Source organism: Cupriavidus sp. KK10 (assembly GCF_018223725.1).
Taxonomy (GTDB): domain Bacteria; phylum Pseudomonadota; class Gammaproteobacteria; order Burkholderiales; family Burkholderiaceae; genus Cupriavidus; species Cupriavidus necator.
Genome location: NZ_CP073677.1, coordinates 473866 through 492187 on the forward strand (window position 1 = coordinate 473866; position 18322 = coordinate 492187).

At 68.2% G+C, this 18322-nt stretch carries 15 protein-coding genes; 8 read left to right on the forward strand and 7 right to left on the reverse strand.

The features are described 5' to 3' along the window. From KB879_RS02445 to KB879_RS02465, 5 genes are read left to right on the forward strand one after another with little or no spacing between them, the layout of a single operon-like run. Positions 1-495, forward strand: a complete 495-nt coding sequence (locus tag KB879_RS02445; RefSeq protein ID WP_211980685.1) for a GspH/FimT family pseudopilin — start codon at positions 1-3, stop codon at positions 493-495. Further along, positions 492-1115 carry a type IV pilus modification protein PilV gene (gene pilV, locus KB879_RS02450; protein WP_211980686.1) on the forward strand — a complete coding sequence of 208 codons (624 nt, stop codon included), beginning with the start codon at positions 492-494 and terminating at the stop codon, positions 1113-1115. The genes KB879_RS02445 and pilV overlap by 4 nt, the downstream gene beginning before the upstream one ends. Next, on the forward strand, positions 1112-2155 hold the full coding sequence (locus KB879_RS02455; RefSeq protein ID WP_211980687.1) for a PilW family protein: 1044 nt from the start codon (positions 1112-1114) through the stop codon (positions 2153-2155). The genes pilV and KB879_RS02455 overlap by 4 nt, the downstream gene beginning before the upstream one ends. Before the next feature lie 23 nt (positions 2156-2178). Continuing rightward, on the forward strand, positions 2179-2745 hold the full coding sequence (locus KB879_RS02460) for a PilX N-terminal domain-containing pilus assembly protein (protein WP_049800542.1): 567 nt from the start codon (positions 2179-2181) through the stop codon (positions 2743-2745). 49 nt (positions 2746-2794) lie between these two features. Then, entirely contained in the window at positions 2795-6037 is a 3243-nt protein-coding gene (locus tag KB879_RS02465; protein ID WP_211980688.1) for a pilus assembly protein, read from the forward strand. Between the two features lie 13 nt (positions 6038-6050). On the opposite strand, the gene KB879_RS02470 is transcribed toward KB879_RS02465, so the two are convergent. Genes KB879_RS02470 through KB879_RS02490 form a run of 5 tightly spaced genes read right to left on the reverse strand, consistent with a single transcriptional unit; the run spans position 6051 to position 11350 of the window. Continuing rightward, complete coding sequence (locus tag KB879_RS02470; RefSeq protein WP_211980689.1) at positions 6051-7541, reverse strand: efflux transporter outer membrane subunit; 1491 nt, start codon at positions 7539-7541, stop codon at positions 6051-6053. An 11-nt stretch (positions 7542-7552) separates the two neighbouring features. After that, positions 7553-8716 carry an ABC transporter permease gene (locus tag KB879_RS02475; RefSeq protein ID WP_211980690.1) on the reverse strand — a complete coding sequence of 388 codons (1164 nt, stop codon included), beginning with the start codon at positions 8714-8716 and terminating at the stop codon, positions 7553-7555. Continuing rightward, complete coding sequence (locus KB879_RS02480; RefSeq protein ID WP_013955510.1) at positions 8713-9681, reverse strand: ABC transporter ATP-binding protein; 969 nt, start codon at positions 9679-9681, stop codon at positions 8713-8715. The genes KB879_RS02475 and KB879_RS02480 overlap by 4 nt, the downstream gene beginning before the upstream one ends. Beyond that, positions 9678-10658 carry an HlyD family secretion protein gene (locus KB879_RS02485; protein ID WP_211980691.1) on the reverse strand — a complete coding sequence of 327 codons (981 nt, stop codon included), beginning with the start codon at positions 10656-10658 and terminating at the stop codon, positions 9678-9680. Before KB879_RS02485 ends, KB879_RS02480 begins: the two co-directional genes overlap by 4 nt. After that, a complete protein-coding gene (locus KB879_RS02490; RefSeq protein WP_211980692.1) occupies positions 10655-11350 on the reverse strand; it encodes a TetR/AcrR family transcriptional regulator in 696 nt (231 codons plus the stop codon). The genes KB879_RS02485 and KB879_RS02490 overlap by 4 nt, the downstream gene beginning before the upstream one ends. 279 nt (positions 11351-11629) lie before the next feature. On the opposite strand from KB879_RS02490, the gene KB879_RS02495 reads away from it, so the two are divergent. After that, the gene (locus tag KB879_RS02495; protein WP_041227727.1) at positions 11630-12910 is read left to right on the forward strand and encodes a carbohydrate porin; all 1281 of its coding nucleotides are present in this window, start codon (positions 11630-11632) and stop codon (positions 12908-12910) included. A gap of 15 nt (positions 12911-12925) precedes the next feature. Here the strand turns inward: KB879_RS02495 and queF are convergent, their stop codons facing one another. Both queF and ilvA read right to left on the reverse strand, forming a co-directional pair. Then, entirely contained in the window at positions 12926-13759 is an 834-nt protein-coding gene (queF, locus tag KB879_RS02500) for an NADPH-dependent 7-cyano-7-deazaguanine reductase QueF (RefSeq protein WP_211980693.1), read from the reverse strand. Between the two features lie 17 nt (positions 13760-13776). Continuing rightward, a complete protein-coding gene (gene ilvA, locus KB879_RS02505; RefSeq protein WP_211980694.1) occupies positions 13777-15315 on the reverse strand; it encodes a threonine ammonia-lyase, biosynthetic in 1539 nt (512 codons plus the stop codon). Positions 15316-15624: 309 nt separating this feature from the next. On the opposite strand from ilvA, the gene otsB reads away from it, so the two are divergent. Both otsB and KB879_RS02515 read left to right on the forward strand, forming a co-directional pair. Continuing rightward, positions 15625-16425 (forward strand): trehalose-phosphatase, encoded by an 801-nt coding sequence (otsB, locus tag KB879_RS02510; RefSeq protein ID WP_013955517.1) that lies wholly within the window; start codon positions 15625-15627, stop codon positions 16423-16425. 13 nt (positions 16426-16438) lie between these two features. After that, positions 16439-18304 (forward strand): glycoside hydrolase family 15 protein, encoded by a 1866-nt coding sequence (locus KB879_RS02515; protein ID WP_211980695.1) that lies wholly within the window; start codon positions 16439-16441, stop codon positions 18302-18304. Positions 18305-18322 lie beyond the last annotated feature (18 nt).

Below are 18322 nucleotides of genomic sequence, written 5' to 3' on the forward strand. Positions count from 1 at the left end.
ATGCGGCGCGCCACGTTCACGCCGTCTTCGCCCGGCCGGCCCACCCGCCGCGGCTTCACCCTGGTCGAACTGCTGTGCGCCATGTCGGTGCTGGCGATCCTGGCGGTCGTGGCGGCGCCGTCGTTCTCTTCACTGATCGCCAACCAGCGCGTGCGCGGCGCCTCGCTTGACCTGACCTCGGCGCTGCTGCTGGCGCGCAGCGAGGCGGTCAAGCGCAATGCCACGGTCACGCTGGCAGCCACCGGTGCCGCCTGGACCGCCGGCTGGGCGGTCACCGCAGGCCCCGAGACGGTGCGCAGCTTCGGGCCCTACGGCGGCCTGACCATCACGCCCAGCGCTGCCGGGGCCCTTGCGCTTGGCAACGACGGCCGGCTCACGGGCGCGGCCATGACTTTCGAAGTGGCACCCAACGGCGATATGGCAGCGGCGTCGCGCGTCTGCGTGCAGGTCAGCGAGACTGGCCGCGTCGCCTCCGCCACGGGAGCCTGCTCATGAAGCACAGAACCCCGCGGCTGCGGCCGCGCATGCCTGGCCGCCGCACGCAGGGCGGCTTCCTGCTGATCGAGGTGCTGGTGGCGGTGGTGATCCTGCTGGTCGCGCTGCTTGGCACCGCCGGGCTAGTGGCGCGCTCGGGGCAGACCGAGATGGAGTCCTACCAGCGCGTGCAGGCGCTGGCGCTACTGCAGGACATGGTTGCGCGCCTCAACGCCAACCGCCAGGTGGCATCGTGCTATGCCAACGGCGCGACCGGCATGCAGCTGGGCAGCGCGGCGGCGCCGCCGGCGGCGTGCACGCAGGGCACCGCCGCGCAGAAAGCTACCGCCGATGCGGACCTGCAGGCCTGGAACACGGCGCTGCTGGGTAGTGCCGAGAAGCGCCCGGGGGCCAGCGCCGCTGATGCCGCTCAGGCCGTCGGCGCCATGATCGGCGCGCGCGGCTGCATCGAGACCGTGGACGCCGTCAACAATATCTACCGCATCACCGTGGCCTGGCAGGGCCTGGCCACCACCGGCGCGCCCGCGCTGGGCTGCGGCAAGGACCAGTACGGCAACGATGCCTATCGCCGCGCGGTCAGCACGCAGATCCGCGTCGGCACCCTCGGAACCGTGTCATGAGCCCCCTGCGCCTGTCCGCGCGCCGCCTGCGCCGCCAGCGCGGCATTTCGCTGATCGAGCTGATGATCGGCATGACCATCGGCCTGGTGCTCCTGACGGCGCTGGCGAGCCTGTACTACGCCAACAGCCTGTCGCGTACAGAGTTTGTCAAGTCAGCCGAGCAGGTGGAGAACGGGCGCTACGCGTTGGACCAGATCCGGCGGGAAGTGGAGCTGGCGGGGTTCTTCGGCGCCGGCAGCATCGCGCGCGGCGCTACCGTGGCCGAGCCAGCGCTGTGCGCGGCAGACCCGGCGGCGCTGGGCTTCTCCGCGGCGGGTTTGACCGTGCCGCTGGCGCTGACGGGCTACGGCCCCGGGGTGGCGGCGGCATGCCTGCCTGACCTGGCGGCCACCTCCGAGGTGCTGGTGGTGCGGCGCGTATCGACCACGCCGGTGGCCGCACCCACGCCGGGCGTGCCTTATCTGCAGGTCTCGGCCTGCCCGCAGGATACCAACTCCTTCGTCTTCGACGCCAGCGCCGCGGCGGCCTTCGGCCTGCGCACCAAGGCCTGCGATCCCGCCCAGCCGGCCGCGCTGCGACAGGCCGTGGTGCGCGTGTTCTACCTGGCGGGCTGCGACCGCTGCAGCAACGGCGGCGACGGCATCCCCACGCTGAAGATGGCCGAGCTGGTGGGCGGCGCGTTCCAGTCGCGCTCGGTCGCGCAGGGCGTGCAGGACATGCACCTGCAGTACGGCGTGGACCTGGACAGCAACGGCTCGGCCGACTGCTACGTGGCCGACCCCGGCGCCAACAACGCCGCGGCCTGCGCCACCGTGCCGGGCTATGACTGGACCAACGCGCTCGCCAACTGGCGCAACGTCACCACCGTGCGCGTGAACCTGCTGGCGCGCACGCTGAAGCCCTCGGGCGGCCAGTCCGACAACCGCACCTACGACGTGGGCCGCGCCGCCGCCAGCGGTCCGTTCAACGACGGTTTCAAGCGCCATGTGTACGCCCAGGTGGCGCGGCTGGTCAACGTGGCCGGACTGCGCGAGCAATGACCTCACCCCGCAAAGAGCAAGCAATGATCAAGCAATCGGGTCGCCAACCGCAGGGCCGGCCACTGCGCCGCGGGCAGGACGGGGTCACGCTGGTCGTGACGCTGGTGTTTATGGTCCTGTTCCTGCTGATCGCCATGGCCATGGTCAATTCCGGGCTGGTCAACGTGAAAGTGGCCGCCAACCAGCAGCACACCGCCGAGGCGCGCGACGTGGCGCAGCAGGCGATCGAGCAGGTGATCAGCAACGATTTCACCAAGGCGCCGGCCGCGGTTGCGGTGCCGGTGGACGTCAGCGGCGACGGCAAGGCGGACTACGTGGCACAGGTGGCGCAGCCAGAGTGCGTGACAAGCAAGCCAATGAAGAACGTTGAGCTCGACCTGAGCGATGCCGACGACGTGTCTTGCCTGATCGGCAGCGGCGTGCAGAACACCGGGATCGTGACTGCAGGCAATAGCGGCGGCAATTCGCTGTGCAATGCCACGCAATGGGATGTGGCGGCCACTGTCAACGATGCCGCCAATACCGGCACCGTTGCAACCGTGCACCAGGGCGTGGCGGTGCGCATGCCGACCGGTTCGGCCTGTCCGTGACCGCGCAGGACACTACGACCTCTTCACCATCGATCGGACGGGAACCAGCATGACGACCAACGCCTGCCGGCAGCGCCGCCTTGCGGCTTTCGCAATCGCCCTGCTTACCTTTGCGGGCGTGAACGGCGCGCGCGCCGAGGACATCGACCTGTTCACCGGTCTGCAGACCAACGCCGGCACCAAGCCCAACGTGCTGCTGCTGCTGGACAACGCGTCCACCTGGAACGCCAGCACCACGATCAAGGGCTGCGACATTCCCGATGTGGTCAGCGCCAACAATGCCGGCACCGATGTCGGCGCGATCCAGTGCGCGCTGTACCGGGCGGTCAACACGCTCGTGACCAATCCGCAGCTCGCCGGCAACATCAACATGGGGTTGATGATGTTCGGCACCAGCACCAACACTGGCGGGATCTTCCGCTATCCGTCGGCGGCGCCCTATACGCTGCCGACCATGGATGCCACCAACGGTAACGCGTTCCTTCAGTACATCAAGAGCATCGACCGCCTGCGCGACAACTCGAACAACTCGCAGGTGGGCGGCGGCATGCAGGAGGCGTGGGCATTCTTCGCGGGTAAGAAGGGCTTGTCGGGCACGCAGTACAAGTCGCCGATCACCAACCCGTGCCAGAAGAATTTCGTCATCTACATCGCCAATGCGGTCAACAACGGCAAGCCGCAGGACACCGGCACGGATGCCAAGGATGCGCTGGTGGCGGCCGGGGCCAACGCGACGCAGCTGACCACGCTCAAGCTGAATCCGGCCGCCAACAAGTACGAGAGCAACTGGGGTGATGAATGGGCGCGGTTCATGTACCAGACGGACGTGAACGGCAATGTCGAGAACAACCAGAACATCATCACCTACACCATCGCCGTCACCGACGACAACAACCCGGACTATGTCGAGTCGACCCGCAGCATGGGCGACAACGGCGGCGGCAAGCGCTACGTGGTGAAGCTGGGAGACGTGCAGGCGCTGGTCGATGCGCTGCTGCAGATCTTCAACGAGATGCAGGCCGTCAACAACGTGTTCTCGTCGGTGAGTCTGCCGGTCAGCGTGAATGGGCAGGGCTCGTACCTGAACCAGATCTACATCGGCATGTTCCGTCCTGACGCCACCGCGGCGCCGCGTTGGATGGGCAACCTGAAGCAATACAAGCTTGGCTACGACAGCAGCAAGCAGATCGTGGTGCTGGATGCGAATCCGAGCGGGCCCAACCAGCAGAGCGCGATCAGCAATGCCGGCACGGGCTTTATCTCGCCCAACGCCAAGAGCTTCTGGACCGCGGAGCCGCCGCTGGCGTTCAGCGGAAGCAGCTATTCCGGCAGTGCCGTCACCGGCTGGCCCGCCAAGGGCTTCTGGGTCAATAGCCCCTCGGGCGCGGCCGGGGCGCTGGACTCTGCGGACGGCGCCGCTGGCGTCACCGGTGGCGACGGCGAGATCGTCGAGAAGGGCGGCGCCGGCGAAATGCTGCGCGCGCAAATAGTCACCGACCAGGACGCGCGCAAGCTCTACACCTGCCCGTCGGGAGCGTGCACCACCAAGGCCCTGGCGTCGTTCGATACCGCCAACACCTGGCTGACCAACACCACCGGGCAGACGGCGCTGAACAGCAGCGCTGCCGACGTGAAGAACCTGATCAACTGGGTGCGCGGCCGCGACGTGCAGGCGCTGGGCGAGAGCACCGTGGCCGGCACGGAGCAGCAGAAGGGCCCCGGCGGTAGCGTCACGGTGCGCGGCTCGGTGCACGGTGATGTGTTGCACTCGCGCCCGGTGGTGATCAACTATGGCGGCACCACCGGCGTGGTGGTCTTCTACGGTGCCAACGACGGCGTCTTCCATGCGGTCAACGGCAACCAGACCACCGGCATCAACGGGGTGCGCCCCGGCGGGGAGCTGTGGGGCTTCGTGCCGCCGGAGTTCTATGGCAAGCTCGGCCGCCTCTACACCAACACGCCCGAGGTGCAGCTGAGCGGCTCGCCGACCGGCTCAGGCGCCAAACCGCGCGACTATTTCTTCGACGGCACCACCACGGTGTTCCAGGACCTGCGCGATCCGGCCAATCCGCGCGTGGTGATCTACCTGACCGCGCGGCGCGGCGGCAGGCTGGTCTATGCGCTGGACGTGACCAACCCGGTGGCGCCCGAGTTCCTTTGGAAGTCCGACAGCAACCAGATCGCCGAACTGGGCCAGACCTGGTCGCAGCCGCGCGTGATCCGGGTCAAGGGCTACACCAACCCCCTGGTGGTGATGGGCGCCGGCTACGACGCAGCCGAAGACGCCGAGCCGTCGCAGGGCGGCGGCGCGACGGGGCAGGGGCGCGGCGTGATCGTGTTCGATGCGCTCACGGGCACTGTGGTGCGGGCGTGGCTGGCCGATTGCACCGGCCTCGGCGCCACCGTCTGCTCGGTACCCGCCGGCCTGAACCGCGCCATCCCGTCAGACGTCGCGGTGGTGGACCGCAACGGCGACGGTCTGATCGACAAGGGCTATGTCGGCGACATGGGCGGCAATGTCTGGCGGCTGGATTTCGAGACGGCTGCCGGCACGGGCCCGGCGGCCTGGACGCTGGGCAAGTTCGCCGCGCTGGGCGGCGCGCAGACCAGCAACGATGCGCGCAAGTTCATGTACCCACCAGATGTCATCACCACCGGCGCCTATGACGCGGTGATGATCGGCAGCGGCGACCGCGAGCATCCGCTATACACCACCAGCAACGCGGCGGGCCTGGCCTATAACGTCACCAACCGCTTCTACATGTTGAAGGACACCGCGCTCACCGGCGGGCTGCCTGCGACATGGACGCCGCTGACCGAGAGCAGCCTGTTCAACGCCACCGCCACGGTGTATGCCGACTCGGGTACCGGCAAGGGCTTCTACCTGACGCTGGGTACCGGCGAGAAGGTGGTTAACGCGCCGCTGACTGTGGCCGGCTACACCTACTTCGGCACCAATACCCCCAGCGTGCCCAAGTCAGGGGCCTGCTATCCGGACCTGGGTATCGCGAGGGGCTACGCGGTGTCGTTCCTGACGGGCAAGGGTCTTAACGACAACCGCTATGTCCAGTTCAACAATGGCGGCCTGCCGCCGTCGCCGGTGTTTGGCGTGGTGGCGGTGAGCGATGCCCAGGGCAACACCAGCAACGTGCCGGTGCTGATCGGCGGCGGCAACCAGAACGGGCCGGGCGGTGGCGACAATACCTCGTCGCTCGGTGCGCAGAAGATCTCGCCGCCGGGGATCGGCAAGCGCAAGCGCACCTACTGGTACACCCAGAGCGACAAGAAGTAGCCGGCCGCCGCCGTCACCGCGGCGCTGCCGCCACAGCGCCGCCTTCCTCCTTCCACCACCCACCCCCCAACGCCTGCAGCAGCGCCGCCGAATCCGCCAGCCGGTCGGCGCGCGCCTGTGCCAGTTCCAGCGACGCCTGCCGTGATTGCCGTTCGGCATCCAGCACCGCCAGCTGGCTGACGCCGCCCAGGCGGTACTGCTCCGACACCACTGCCAGCGTATCGCGCGCCTGCCGCGCGCTGTCGGCGCGTTCGCGCAGCGCCGCGGCATCGGCTTCGAGTGCGCGCAGTGAATCGGCCACGTTCTGCAGGCCCTGCAACACGGCTTGCCGATACGCGGCCAGCGACTGCTCATAGGCCGCTTCCGCCGCGCGTTTGCGGGCCTGCAGCTCGCCGCCGCGGAATACAGGCTGCACCAGCCCCGCAGCCAGGCTCCATACGTTCAGGCTGCTGAACAGGTCGCGCGCCGCGGTGGCCTGCGTGCCGCCGTTGGCGCTCAGCGTGATCTGTGGATAGAGATTGGCGGTGGCTACGCCGATATTGGCGGAGGCCTGGTGCAGCAGGGCCTCGGCCGCGCGGATGTCCGGCCGGCGGCGTGCCAGCGTGGCCGGCAGGCTGACCGGCAGCGTGTCGGGCAGCTGCAGTTCGTCGAGGCGGAATTCGGGCAGCGTGGCCGAGGCCGGGGTCTGGCCCGTGTACACCGCGAGCTGGTGCCGCGTGGCATCGAGCTGGCGTTGCAGGGCCGGCACCAGGGCTTGGGTTTGCGCGAGTTCGGCGCGCTGGCGCTGCACGTCGACACGGGCGACGCCGCCCGCGCGCAGGCGCTCCTCGGTGATGCCAAGCTGCCGCTGCTGGGCCGCAGCGACGGCGGCCGTATCGGCCAGTTGCGCGCGCAGGCCGGCTTCGCGGATGGCCGCGGTGGCCACGTTGGCGGTCAGCGCCAGGCGCGCGGCTTCCAGTTCATAGCGCTGGTAATCCACCGCTGCCTGCAGTCCCTCCAGTTCGCGCCGCTGGCCGCCGAACAGGTCGAGCACGTACGACACCTGCACCGTGGCGCCGTACAGCGTGAACGGGCCGGGGCTGGGGATCGCGGTGATGCCCAGGGACTGGAAATCGACCTGCTGGCGCGTGGTGTTCAGCTTTGCGTCAACGGCGGGCCAGCGCGTGGCGCCGGTGCGCGCGGCCAGGTTCTCCTGCGCCTCGCGCAGCCGGGCGCGCGCCTGCGCGAGCGTTGGGCTGGCATCGAGCGCGCTGCGGATGGTGGCGTCCAGCGCCGGGCTGCGGAACAGCGCCCACCACTGCGCGGGCACATCGGCGCCGGCGGCCAGGGTTTGCGCGTGGGATTGCCCTCCTGCGTCCGCGGCGTCGGCCGCTACGGTTGCCACCGGCTGCGGGCCCGGCACGTAGCCGGCGTCATCGGGCGGCGCGGGCGCGCGGAAGTCGGGACCGACGGCGCAGCCGCACAACAGTGCCGCGGCGACAAAGACAGGCGTGAGTCGAGACATGGCGAACCCCTTTAATCCAGCGTGCGGCGGTAGAAGCGCACCGCGATCGCCATCACCACCACGATGAACACCGCCATCGGCCACACATTGGGCCATAGCTCGACCCAGCCGTTGCCCTTGAGCAGGATGCCGCGCACCATGCGGTGGAAATACGTCATCGGCAGGATGTTGCCGATGGCCTGCGCCCAGCCCGGCATGCCGGCGAACGGGAACATGAAGCCGGACAGCAGTATGTTGGGCAGGAAGTAGAAGAAGGTCAGCTGCATCGCCTGCAACTGGTTCTGCGCCAGCGACGACAGCGTGATGCCCACCGTCAGGTTGGCCGCGATAAACAGCAGCGCCGCCAGGTACACCGCCAGCACCGAGCCGACGAACGGCACGCTGAAGATCCAGCGCGCGGCCAGCAGCACGATGGTCGACTGGATCAGGCCGATGAAGATATAGGGCACGATCTTGCCGGTCATCACCTCGAGCGGCCGCACCGGCGTGGCCAGCAGGTTCTCCATGGTGCCGCGCTCGCGTTCGCGCGTCATGGCCAGGCCGGTCATCATCACCATGGTCATCGTCAGGATCACGCCCATCAGGCCGGGAATGATGTTGTATTGTGTGATGCCTTCGGGGTTGTAGAGCCGCTGCACCTGCACGTCGAAAGGCGGCTTGCCGCCGGCAAGCGGCGCCAGTGGTCCCTTCAGGTCATGCGTGGCCACGCGGTAGGGCAGCTGGGGCAGCGCGGCGATGGCCTGGCCGGTGGCGGAGGGATCGGTGGCATCGGCTTCGACCAGCAGCGCGGGCCGTTCGCCGCGCAGCAGCCGGCGCGTGAAGTCGGGCGGGATGGTCAGCACGAACTGCACCTCGCCCTTCATCAGCGCCTCGCGCCCGGCCTGTTCGTCGGGCAGCGTGCCGACCAGCTTGAAGTAGGTCGATTGCTCCATGCTGGCGATAAAGGAGCGCGTGAATTCGCTCTGGTCGGCGGCAATCACGGCGGTTGGCAGGTGGCGCGGATCGGTGTTGATGGCAAAGCCGAACAGCAGCAGCTGCATGATCGGCAGCCCGATGATCATGCCGAAGGTGACGCGGTCGCGCCGCAGCTGCAGGAACTCCTTGAGCACGATGCTCCACCAGCGCTGCAGCGAGAAGCGCTGTTGCGCGGCCGGTTTGCGGGCGGCGGCTGTCATGACGCCTCCCTGGCCTTGCGGGCCGCCATATTGTCTTCGGCCCCGCTCATCATGTGGATGAACACGTCTTCCAGGCTGGTCTGGGTTTGCTCGACGCGCCGGCCCGGTCCGGCCAGCCGCGCGAGCGTATCGGCCAGCGCCTGCGCATCGCGCCCGGTCACATGCAGTGCGGTGCCGAAGGCCACGGTCTGCTCCACGCCCGGCGCACCCTGCAGTTGCTCCGACAGCGCGGCGAGGTCGTCGCCTTCCACGCTCCAGGTCGACAGATTCTGGCTGGCCACCACTTCATCGGCGGTGCCCTGCGCCAGCAGCTTGCCGTAGGCGATATAGGCCAGCTTGTGGCAGCGCTCGGCCTCGTCCATGTAGTGCGTGCTGACCAGCACCGAGATGCCGCGCGCGGCCAGCTGGTGCAGCTGCTCCCAGAAGTCGCGCCGGGCCTTGGGGTCCACGCCCGCGGTGGGTTCATCCAGCAGCAGCAGCTCGGGCTCGTGCAGCAGGCAGGCCGCCAGCGCCAGCCGCTGCTTCCAGCCGCCCGACAGCGCGCCGGCCAGCTGCGCCGAGCGCGTGGCCAGGCCCAGGTGTTCCAGTGCGCGGTCGACCGCCTCGCGCCGGTTCGGCATGCCGTAGACGCGCGCGACGAAGTCCAGGTTCTCGCGGATCGACAGGTCGTCCCAGTAGGAGAACTTCTGCGTCATGTAGCCGACGCGGCGCTTGATCTCGTCGGACTCGCTCCGGATGTCGTAGCCCAGGCAGGTGCCCGTGCCGGAATCGGGCGTCAGCAGGCCGCACATCATGCGGATCGAGGTGGTTTTGCCGCTGCCGTTGGGGCCGAGGAAGCCGAAGATCTCGCCGCGCGCGACCTGCATGCTCAGGTCGTTGACCACGTGCTTGTCGCCGAAGTGCTTGTTCAGACCGCGCACGTCGATGGCGAGCCCGGCCGCGCCGCCGTTGATTGTCGTGTTCATTGCCGTACCACTTCAACGGGCTGGCCCGGCCGCAGCTTGGGCGCATCGGCAGCCGCCGGGCGCGCTTCGACCAGGAACACCAGCTTGCGCCGGGTCTCGTTGCTGTAGATCACCGGCGGCGTGTATTCGGCCTCGTTGGCAACGTAGCTGATGGTGGCCGCCACCGGCGTGGCGCAGCCGTCGCAGCGCACCTGCACCGCCTGGCCGTTGCGCAGCGCGCCCACCACCGTCTCCGGCACATAGAAGCGCACCTTGACGTTGCCCGGCGGCAGCATGCGCACCACGGGGCTGCCCGCCGGCACCCACTCGCCGAGGCGGTAGGGCGTGTCGTAGACCAGCCCCGCCTGGGTCGTGGCCACGGTCTTGCGCGACAGCTTCCACTCGGCCTGCGCCAGCGCCGCGCGCGCGGCGGCCACCTGCGCGGCCTGCGCGGCTTGCTGCGCATCCCGGCCCGGCAGCCGGGCCACGTCGATATCGCGCTGCAGTTCGCGCACACGTGCGGCGTCGCTGTTGGCCTGCGCGCGCGATTCGTCCAGCTGCGCCTGCGCGATGCCGCCGATCTCATACTGGCGCTGGTCGCGCCGCAAGGCCGCGGCACTGCGCTGCGCCTGGGCCTGTGCCTGCGCCAGCTGGGCACGGCTGACCTCGACTTCGACCGGGCGCTTGCCGGTCTTCATGTCTTGCAGCTGGGCCTCGGCCGCGCGCAACTGGTCTTCGGCCTGCTGGCGCGCGGCGCGCTCGTCGTCGGATTCGAGGGCAAACAGCGCGGCGCCCTGGCCGACCTGCTGGCCGCGCTGCACCGACAGCGTGTCGAGGCGCCCGGCGAAGGGCGAGGCCACGCTGACGAATTCGCCTTCGACATAGCCTTGCCAGGTGTCGGCGCGTTCACGGCTGCAGGCGGCGACCAGCAGCACCGCCGCGAAGGTGGCAAGCACCGCTGCCGGCAGTTGCGGGCGGGTGGAGTGGGCGGGGTTCATGATGACTCCGGAGAAAGCCTGGACTTGCCGGCGTCGGACGCCGGTGCCAGCCCGTGCGTCAGCAGCGCGGATACGTGGCGCACCAGCGTGTCGGTATCAACCGCTTCGCCGCCGGGCAGCCTGCGCCAGATATGGGTGGTGGCCAGCGGCAGCAGCGTCAGGCCGATCAGCGACGGCATCACCAGCGCCGGCTCCAGGCCGCTATTGAGCTGCCCGCGCGCGATCGCGGCCGCCAGCGGCGCGCTCAGTGCGCCGGCGCGCTGCAGCGCGAAGCGGTCCAGCACGCGCTCGCGCAGGGCGCCGTCGGCGCAGGCGACTTCACGGATCCACAGCCCGGGAAACCAGGGCGTGGCGGCCGCGGTGCGGATCAGCTGGCCGGCAATGCCGATCAGCATGGCCATCGGCTCGGCATCCCCGGCGGCAGCGAAGACGCTGGCCACCAGCGGCTGCAGCTTTTCCTCGACCACGGCGTCCAGCAGCAATTCGCGGTCGCTGAAGTAGTAATGGACCAGCGCTGGCGTCACGCCGGCCTGGGTGGCAATCGCCTTGACCGCGGTGCCGGCCACGCCCTGGCGCGAGAACAGGTCGGTGGCCGCATCGAGGATGCGTTCGCGCTGGCCGGGCTGGCCGGCTGCAGGACGCCCGGGGCTGCGGCGGGCGGAAGGTTTCGGTTTGGCGGGCGGGCGCGGCATGGGCAAACGGATGCAAGCGGTCTCCAGTGAATATTAATTTTTGCGTTAATTAATTCAAGGGCGGTTACAACGTCGGCCTTCCGGCACACCCTTTGGCAGGTAGACATGTCATGGGCGCTTGGCTATGCTGCGGGCGCCGGAACGCGCCGTCTCCGGCACTTCTTTTGCTGACCGCCTCTGCCGATGCCGTTTCCGCCACTTGCCACCGCTCCCGTTCGTCGAGCGCTCCGTTTTCGCCGTGTGCTGGCGGCGCTGGCCTGTTGTGCGTGCCTGCCAGCGATGGCGCAGCAAGCGGAGCCGGTGCAAGGCCTGGCTGAAGCGGAAAGCCCGTTCGCCTTTCACGGCCAGAGCACCTACATCTGGCAGCGCAAGCCATCATTCGGCGCGGCATACTCCGGCCCCAATAGCCTGGGTACCGAACGGGCCAAGAGCTACTCATTCAGCGCGACGCTGGATCTGGGACTGAAGCTGTGGCAAGGCGCGGAGTTCCACTTCAACCCGGAAGTCACGCAAGGCGTGCCGTTTTCCGGCCTGCACGGCCTGGGCGGCTTGTCCAACGGTGAACTGGGCAAGGCCGCCAGCACCAACCCGGTGTTCTACCGCGCGCGCGCCTTCGTGCGGCAGACCTGGGGCCTGGGCGGCGGCAGCGAAGCGCTGGAAGCGGATTTCAACCAGTTTGCGCGCACCGTCGACCAGCAGCGCGTGGTGCTGACGGCGGGCAACTTCGGCGTACTGGATGTCTTCGACCAGAACGAGTTCGGCTCGGACCCGCGCACGCAATTCATGAACTGGTCGTTCATGACACATGGCGCCTTCGACTATCCGGCCGATGCGCGCGGCTATAGCTGGGGCCTGTCGCTGGAATATATCGGCGACGGCTGGTCGGCGCGCATCGGGCGCTTCCTGCAGCCGCTGGAATCCAACGGGCTGCAGCTCGACACCCGCATGTTCGAGCACTACGGCGACATCATCGAAGTGGAGAAGCGCTACCAGCTGGCCGGCCGCCCCGGCACCGCGCGGCTGCTGTGGTTCCGCAACAAGGCGCGCATGGGCGCGTTCAGCGATGCCATCGGCTTCGGCATGGCCAATAACAGCACACCGGACGTCGCCGACGTGCGGCGCGAGCACGCCAAGAGCGGTGTGGGCGTGACACTGGTGCAGCAGGTTACCGATTCACTGGGGATATTCGCGCGCGCCAGCCTGTCCGACGACAAGACCGAGACCTACGCCTTCACGGAGATCGGCCGCCAGGTGTCGGCGGGCGGCGTGCTGAAGGGCGATGCGTGGGGACGGGCGCGCGATGCGCTGGGCGTGGCGGTGGCGATCAACATGCTGGGCCCAAACCACCGCAACTACCTGGCCGCGGGCGGGCTGGGCGCGTTCCTGGGCGACGGTGCGCTGCGCTACGGGCCCGAGCAGATCCTGGAGATCTACTACAGCTTCCAGCCGGTGAAGTACCTGAGCATCAGCCCGGACTTCCAGTACGTGCGCAACCCCGGCTACAACCGCGACCGCGGCCCGGTCAAGTTCTACGGGGTACGGTTTCACGGGGAGTTCTGATCCTCCCCGCCTGCCTCACTGCCGCGCGTTGCGCTTGTTGTCCGGCCACGCCGTATTGAAGTTGGTGCGGAACGGGTTGATATCGAGCCCGCCGCGGCGCGTATAGCGCGCATACACCGCCAGCTTGACCGGCTTGCACTCGCGCATCACGTCCATGAAGATCCGCTCCACGCACTGTTCGTGGAACTCGTTGTGGTTGCGGAACGAGATCAGGTACTTGAGCAGCCCTTCCTGGTTGATCGGCGCACCCACGTAGCGGATCTGCACGCTGCCCCAGTCCGGCTGGCCGGTGACCAGGCAGTTGGACTTGAGCAGGTGCGACACCAGCGTTTCTTCCACCGGGGTTTCTTCCTGGTCCGCGCTGAGCAGCTCAGGCGCGGGCTCATACCGGTCCACCTCGATATCGAGCCGGTCCAGCAGCAGGCCGTCGAGCTCACCCATCTTCTGCTTGCCCAGGTCCGCTTCAGTCACCAGCCGCACCTGCACGGTGCCGCCGGTGGCTTCGGACAGGTCGTGGTGCAGCAGCTGCTGCAGCGCCTCGGGTGAAGCAATTTTGGTCTGGTTGAACGAGTTAAGGTACAGCTTGAACGACTTGGACTCGATGATATTGGTCGTGTCCGACGGGATGATGAAGCTGGCCAGCGCCACCTGCGGCTTGCCCTTCAGGTTCAGCCACGACAGCTCGTACGCATTCCAGATATCGACGCCGAAGAACGGCACCGGCTTGCCTTCGGGCAGGCCGATCTCGGTGCGCTTGGGCTGACGCGGGATCGGAAAAAGCAGCGAGGCGTCGTATTCGGTCTTGTAGGCCGAAGGCTTGCCCAGCGGCGAGTGTTCAGGGAGGCTCATGGGGCGCTCAGCAGGTGTCAGGACAGGAACAGCTTGTACACCGGGTTGTCGGTCTCGTCCCAGTGTACGTAACCCAGCGTTGAAAGGAAGGCGCGGAAGGCGCGCTTCTCGTTCTTCGGCACCTGGATGCCGACCAGGATGTTGGAGGTATCCGCACCCTGGTTGCGGTAGTGGAACAGGCTGATATTCCAGTTCGGGCTCATGCTGGACAGGAACCGGATCAGCGCGCCCGGGCGCTCCGGGAACTCGAAGCGGAACAGCAGCTCGTCATGCGCCAGCGCCGAGCGCCCGCCCACCATGTAGCGGATATGCTGCTTGGCCAGTTCGTTGTTGGACAGGTCCAGCGTGTCGAAGCCGTGCTTGCGGAAGCTGGCGGCGATCTTGTCGTTCTCGGCGCGGCTGGCGATCTGCACGCCGACGAAGATATGCGCCATGCTGGTGTCGGCGATGCGGTAGTTGAACTCGGTCACGCTGCGCGTGCCGACCAGCTCGCAGAAGCGCTTGAAGCTGCCGCGCTCTTCCGGGATGGTCACGGCGAACACGGCTTCGCGCGCCTCGCCCACCTCGGCGCGCTCGGCGACAAAGCGCAGGCGGTCGAAGTTCATGTTGGCGCCGCAGGCGATCGCCACCAGGTGCTGGCCCTTGAGCTTCTCGCGCTCGGCATAGGCCTTCAGGCCCGCCACGGCCAGCGCGCCGGCCGGCTCCAGGATGCTGCGGGTGTCCTGGAACACGTCCTTCAGGCCCGCGCAGATGGCGTCGGTATCCACCAGGATGATGTCGTCGACCAGCTCGCGCGTGATGCGGAAGGTCTCCTTGCCGACCAGCTTGACCGCGGTGCCGTCAGAGAACAGCCCCACTTCCTTCAGCTCGACGCGCTTGCCGGCGTCGACCGAGCGCTTCATCGCGTCAGAGTCCACCGTCTGCACGCCGATCACCTTGATCTCGGGGCGCACCGCCTTGATGTACGAGGCGATGCCAGAGATCAGTCCGCCGCCGCCGATGGCGACGAACACGGCATGGATCGGGCCCGGGTGCTGGCGCAGGATCTCCATGGCGATGGTGCCCTGGCCGGCGATGACCTCGGGATCGTCGAACGGGTGGATGAAGGTCAGCTTGTGCTTCTTCTCCAGCTCCGCGGCATGGTTGTAGGCGTCGCTGTAGGACTCGCCGTGCAGCACGATTTCCACCCACTGGCCGCCGCGTTCGCGCACGGCGTCGATCTTCACCTGCGGCGTGGTGACCGGCATGGCGATGATGGCCTTGCATTGCAGGCGCGCCGCGGACAGCGCCACTCCCTGCGCGTGGTTGCCGGCCGAGGCGGCGATCACGCCGCGCCTGAGTTCTTCCGGCGTCAGCGAGGCCATCTTGTTGTATGCGCCGCGCAGCTTGAAGGAGAAGACCGGCTGGGTGTCCTCGCGCTTGAACCAGACCGCATTGCCGGTGCGCGCCGACAATTGATGCGCGTAGGTCAGTTCGGTCTCCTGCGCCACGTCGTAGACCTTGGCGGTCAGGATCTTCTTGAGGTAGTCGGGTCTGGCGGCGGACATGCGGGTCATGGTCTCGGGCGGGCCGTGGGGCGGCGCAAAAAAAGGCGGAAATTCTGGCGGAAACCGTCAATGATAAAGGATGGCGGCGACTTCCACCCTGCCCGGGCGGGGCCCCCGCCGCCCGGGCAGGGCGGCCCGTGCCGCGCGGAGGGCGCTTCTCGTGTGGATGATGATGCACTCGCGAGGGCGCGGCGAGCCAAGGCGCAGTGGGGCCGCGGACGCCTGGCCCGGACTTGCGTCGGGGCGGGGTTGCGTGGGCGCCATGTAGGACGGCGCCCGGTGGACGCCGGTCAAAACGACGTGTTACGGTGTAACGCGATGCCACAACTACCGCTAATCGAACCCAATACCGCCCTGTTTCTCGACTTCGACGGCACCCTGGCCGACCTGGCCCCGCGCCCGGAACTGGTGCAGGTCGAACCCGAACTGGTCGGCACGCTGCACACGCTATTCGAGCGTCTGAATGGCGCGCTGGCTGTCATCTCCGGGCGTCCGATCTCTGAACTCGACCACTTCCTGCAGCCCCTGCGGCTGCCGGCCGCCGGCGTGCACGGTGCTGAATTCCGCACCGACGGCGGCATGGTATCCAAGACTTCCGCCCCCGGCCTGGAACCGCTGATCCCCCACCTGGAAGCGCTGGTGCGCGCCTATCCCGCCCTGCGGCTGGAGCGCAAGTCCGTTGCCGTCGCCATCCACTACCGCCAGGCGCCTGAACTGGCCGGCGTGGTCGATGCCGCGGTCACCGAAGTGCTGCGCCATGCTGTCGGACTGGAGGCGCTGCCCGGCAAGATGGTGGTCGAGATCAAGCCGGCCGGCGTCGACAAGGGCGACGCCATCGCCGCATTCATGAAATCTGCGCCCTTCGCCGAGCGCGTGCCGCTCTTTGCCGGCGACGACCTGACCGACGAGCCAGGTTTTGCCGCCGTGCGCAAGCTTGGCGGGCTGGGCGTGCTGGTGGGCCAGCGCGAGACCGTGGCCAGCGTCAGCGTGTCCGGGCCGGCCGCGCTGCGCAGCTGGCTGCACCGCTCGGCCCGCGCGCTGGAAGGCGCCGGCGGCCAGCCGCGCGCCGTGCCGAATGAGGCCGAGCCAGGCCCGGCCCGGCGCACAACGACATCCTGAGGGAGGTATCGCTGTGACCAATCCGAGCAGCCCGAGCGAACCGGGCCAGCCGCCGACCGAAGGCGTGCACAAGACCGTGGACGGCGGCAGCCGCTTTGCCAATCCGTCGCTGTCGCTTGGCATGATCGGCAACTGCGCCATCTCCGCGCTGGTGGACTGCCGCGCGCGCATTGTCTGGTCGTGCCTGCCGCGCTTTGACGGCGACCCGGTGTTCAACGCCCTGCTCGACCCGAGCGAGAACGCCGGCCATTTCTCGATCGAGATCGAGGACTTCCAGTCGTCGCGGCAATGGTACGAGCCCAATACCGCGGTGCTGCGCACGCGGCTGACGGACAGCCATGGCAACTGTCTGGAAATCACCGACTTTGCGCCGCGCTTCTTCCGGCTGGGGCGATATTTCCGCCCGACCGCGCTGGTCCGGCGCATCCGCCCGGTGCGCGGCGCGCCGCGCGTGCGCGTGGTGGTGGCGCCGCGCTTCGAATGGGGCCGCAAGGCGCCGGAGATGACGCGCGGCAGCAGCCATGTGCGATTTATCGGCGACGACATGACCCTGCGCATGACCACCGACGCGCCGATGGCTTACGTGCTGTCGCACACGCCGTTCCTGGTCACGCGCGGCTACAACTTTATCCTGGGCCCGGACGAGACCCTCGCGCACGGCGTGGAAGAAACCGCGCGCGACTTCGAGCAGGAAACCACCGCCTACTGGCGCCTGTGGAGCCGCCGCCTGGCGGTGCCGTGCGAATGGCAGGACGCGGTGATCCGCGCGGCCATCACGTTGAAGATGTCGCTGTTCGAAGAGACCGGCGCCATCGTCGCGGCGATGACCACCAGCATCCCCGAGGCGCCGGGCAGCGGCCGCAACTGGGACTACCGCTTCTGCTGGCTGCGCGACGCCTTCTTCGTGGTGCGCGCGCTCAACAGCCTGTCCGAGGTCGGCACCATGGAGGACTACCTGCGCTGGCTGTCCAACGTGGTGATGCAATCGCAGGACGGGCACATCCAGCCGCTGTACGGCATCGGCCTGGAGCGCGAGCTGCCTGAAAGCATGCTCGACCATCTGCCCGGCTACCGCGGCATGGGCCCGGTGCGCGTGGGCAACCAGGCGCAGGAGCACTTCCAGCACGACGTCTACGGCAACGTGGTGCTGGGCGCGGCCCAGGCCTTCCATGACCACCGGCTGCTGCACCGCGGCGGCCCCGCTGAATTCCGCCGGCTGGAAGAGGTGGGCGAACAGGCGGTGAAAGTGTTCGGCACCCCCGACGCCGGCATGTGGGAGCTGCGCACGCGGGCGCGCGTGCATACGTCGTCGGCGCTGATGAGCTGGGCCGCCTGCGACCGCCTGGCCAAGGTTGCGGACAAGCTGCAGCTGCAGGCGCGCGGCGCCTACTGGCACGACCATGCCGACCGCATGAAGGAGCGCATTTTGGCCGAATCCTGGAGCGAAGAGCGCCAGGCCTTTGCCGAAAGCTTCGGCGGGCGCGAGCTGGATGCCAGCGTGCTGCTGATGGCCGAAGTCAATTTCATCGAGCCGCGCGATCCGCGCTTCATCGCCACCGTCAAGGCGCTGGAGGCATCGCTGTGCGACGGCCCCTATATGCGCCGCTACGAGGCGCCCGACGATTTCGGCAAGCCCGAGACCGCGTTCAATATCTGCACGTTCTGGCGCATCGATGCTCTTGCGCGCATCGGCCGGCGCGAAGAAGCGCGCGAGATCTTCGAATCGATGCTGGCCGCGCGCAATCCGCTGGGGCTGCTGTCCGAGGATACCCATCCGGTGACCGGCGAGATGTGGGGCAATTTCCCGCAGACGTACTCGATGGTCGGGCTGATCAATGGCGCGATGCGGCTGTCGGCGCCGTGGGACACGGTGATCTGAACCGCCCACGGCATCCAC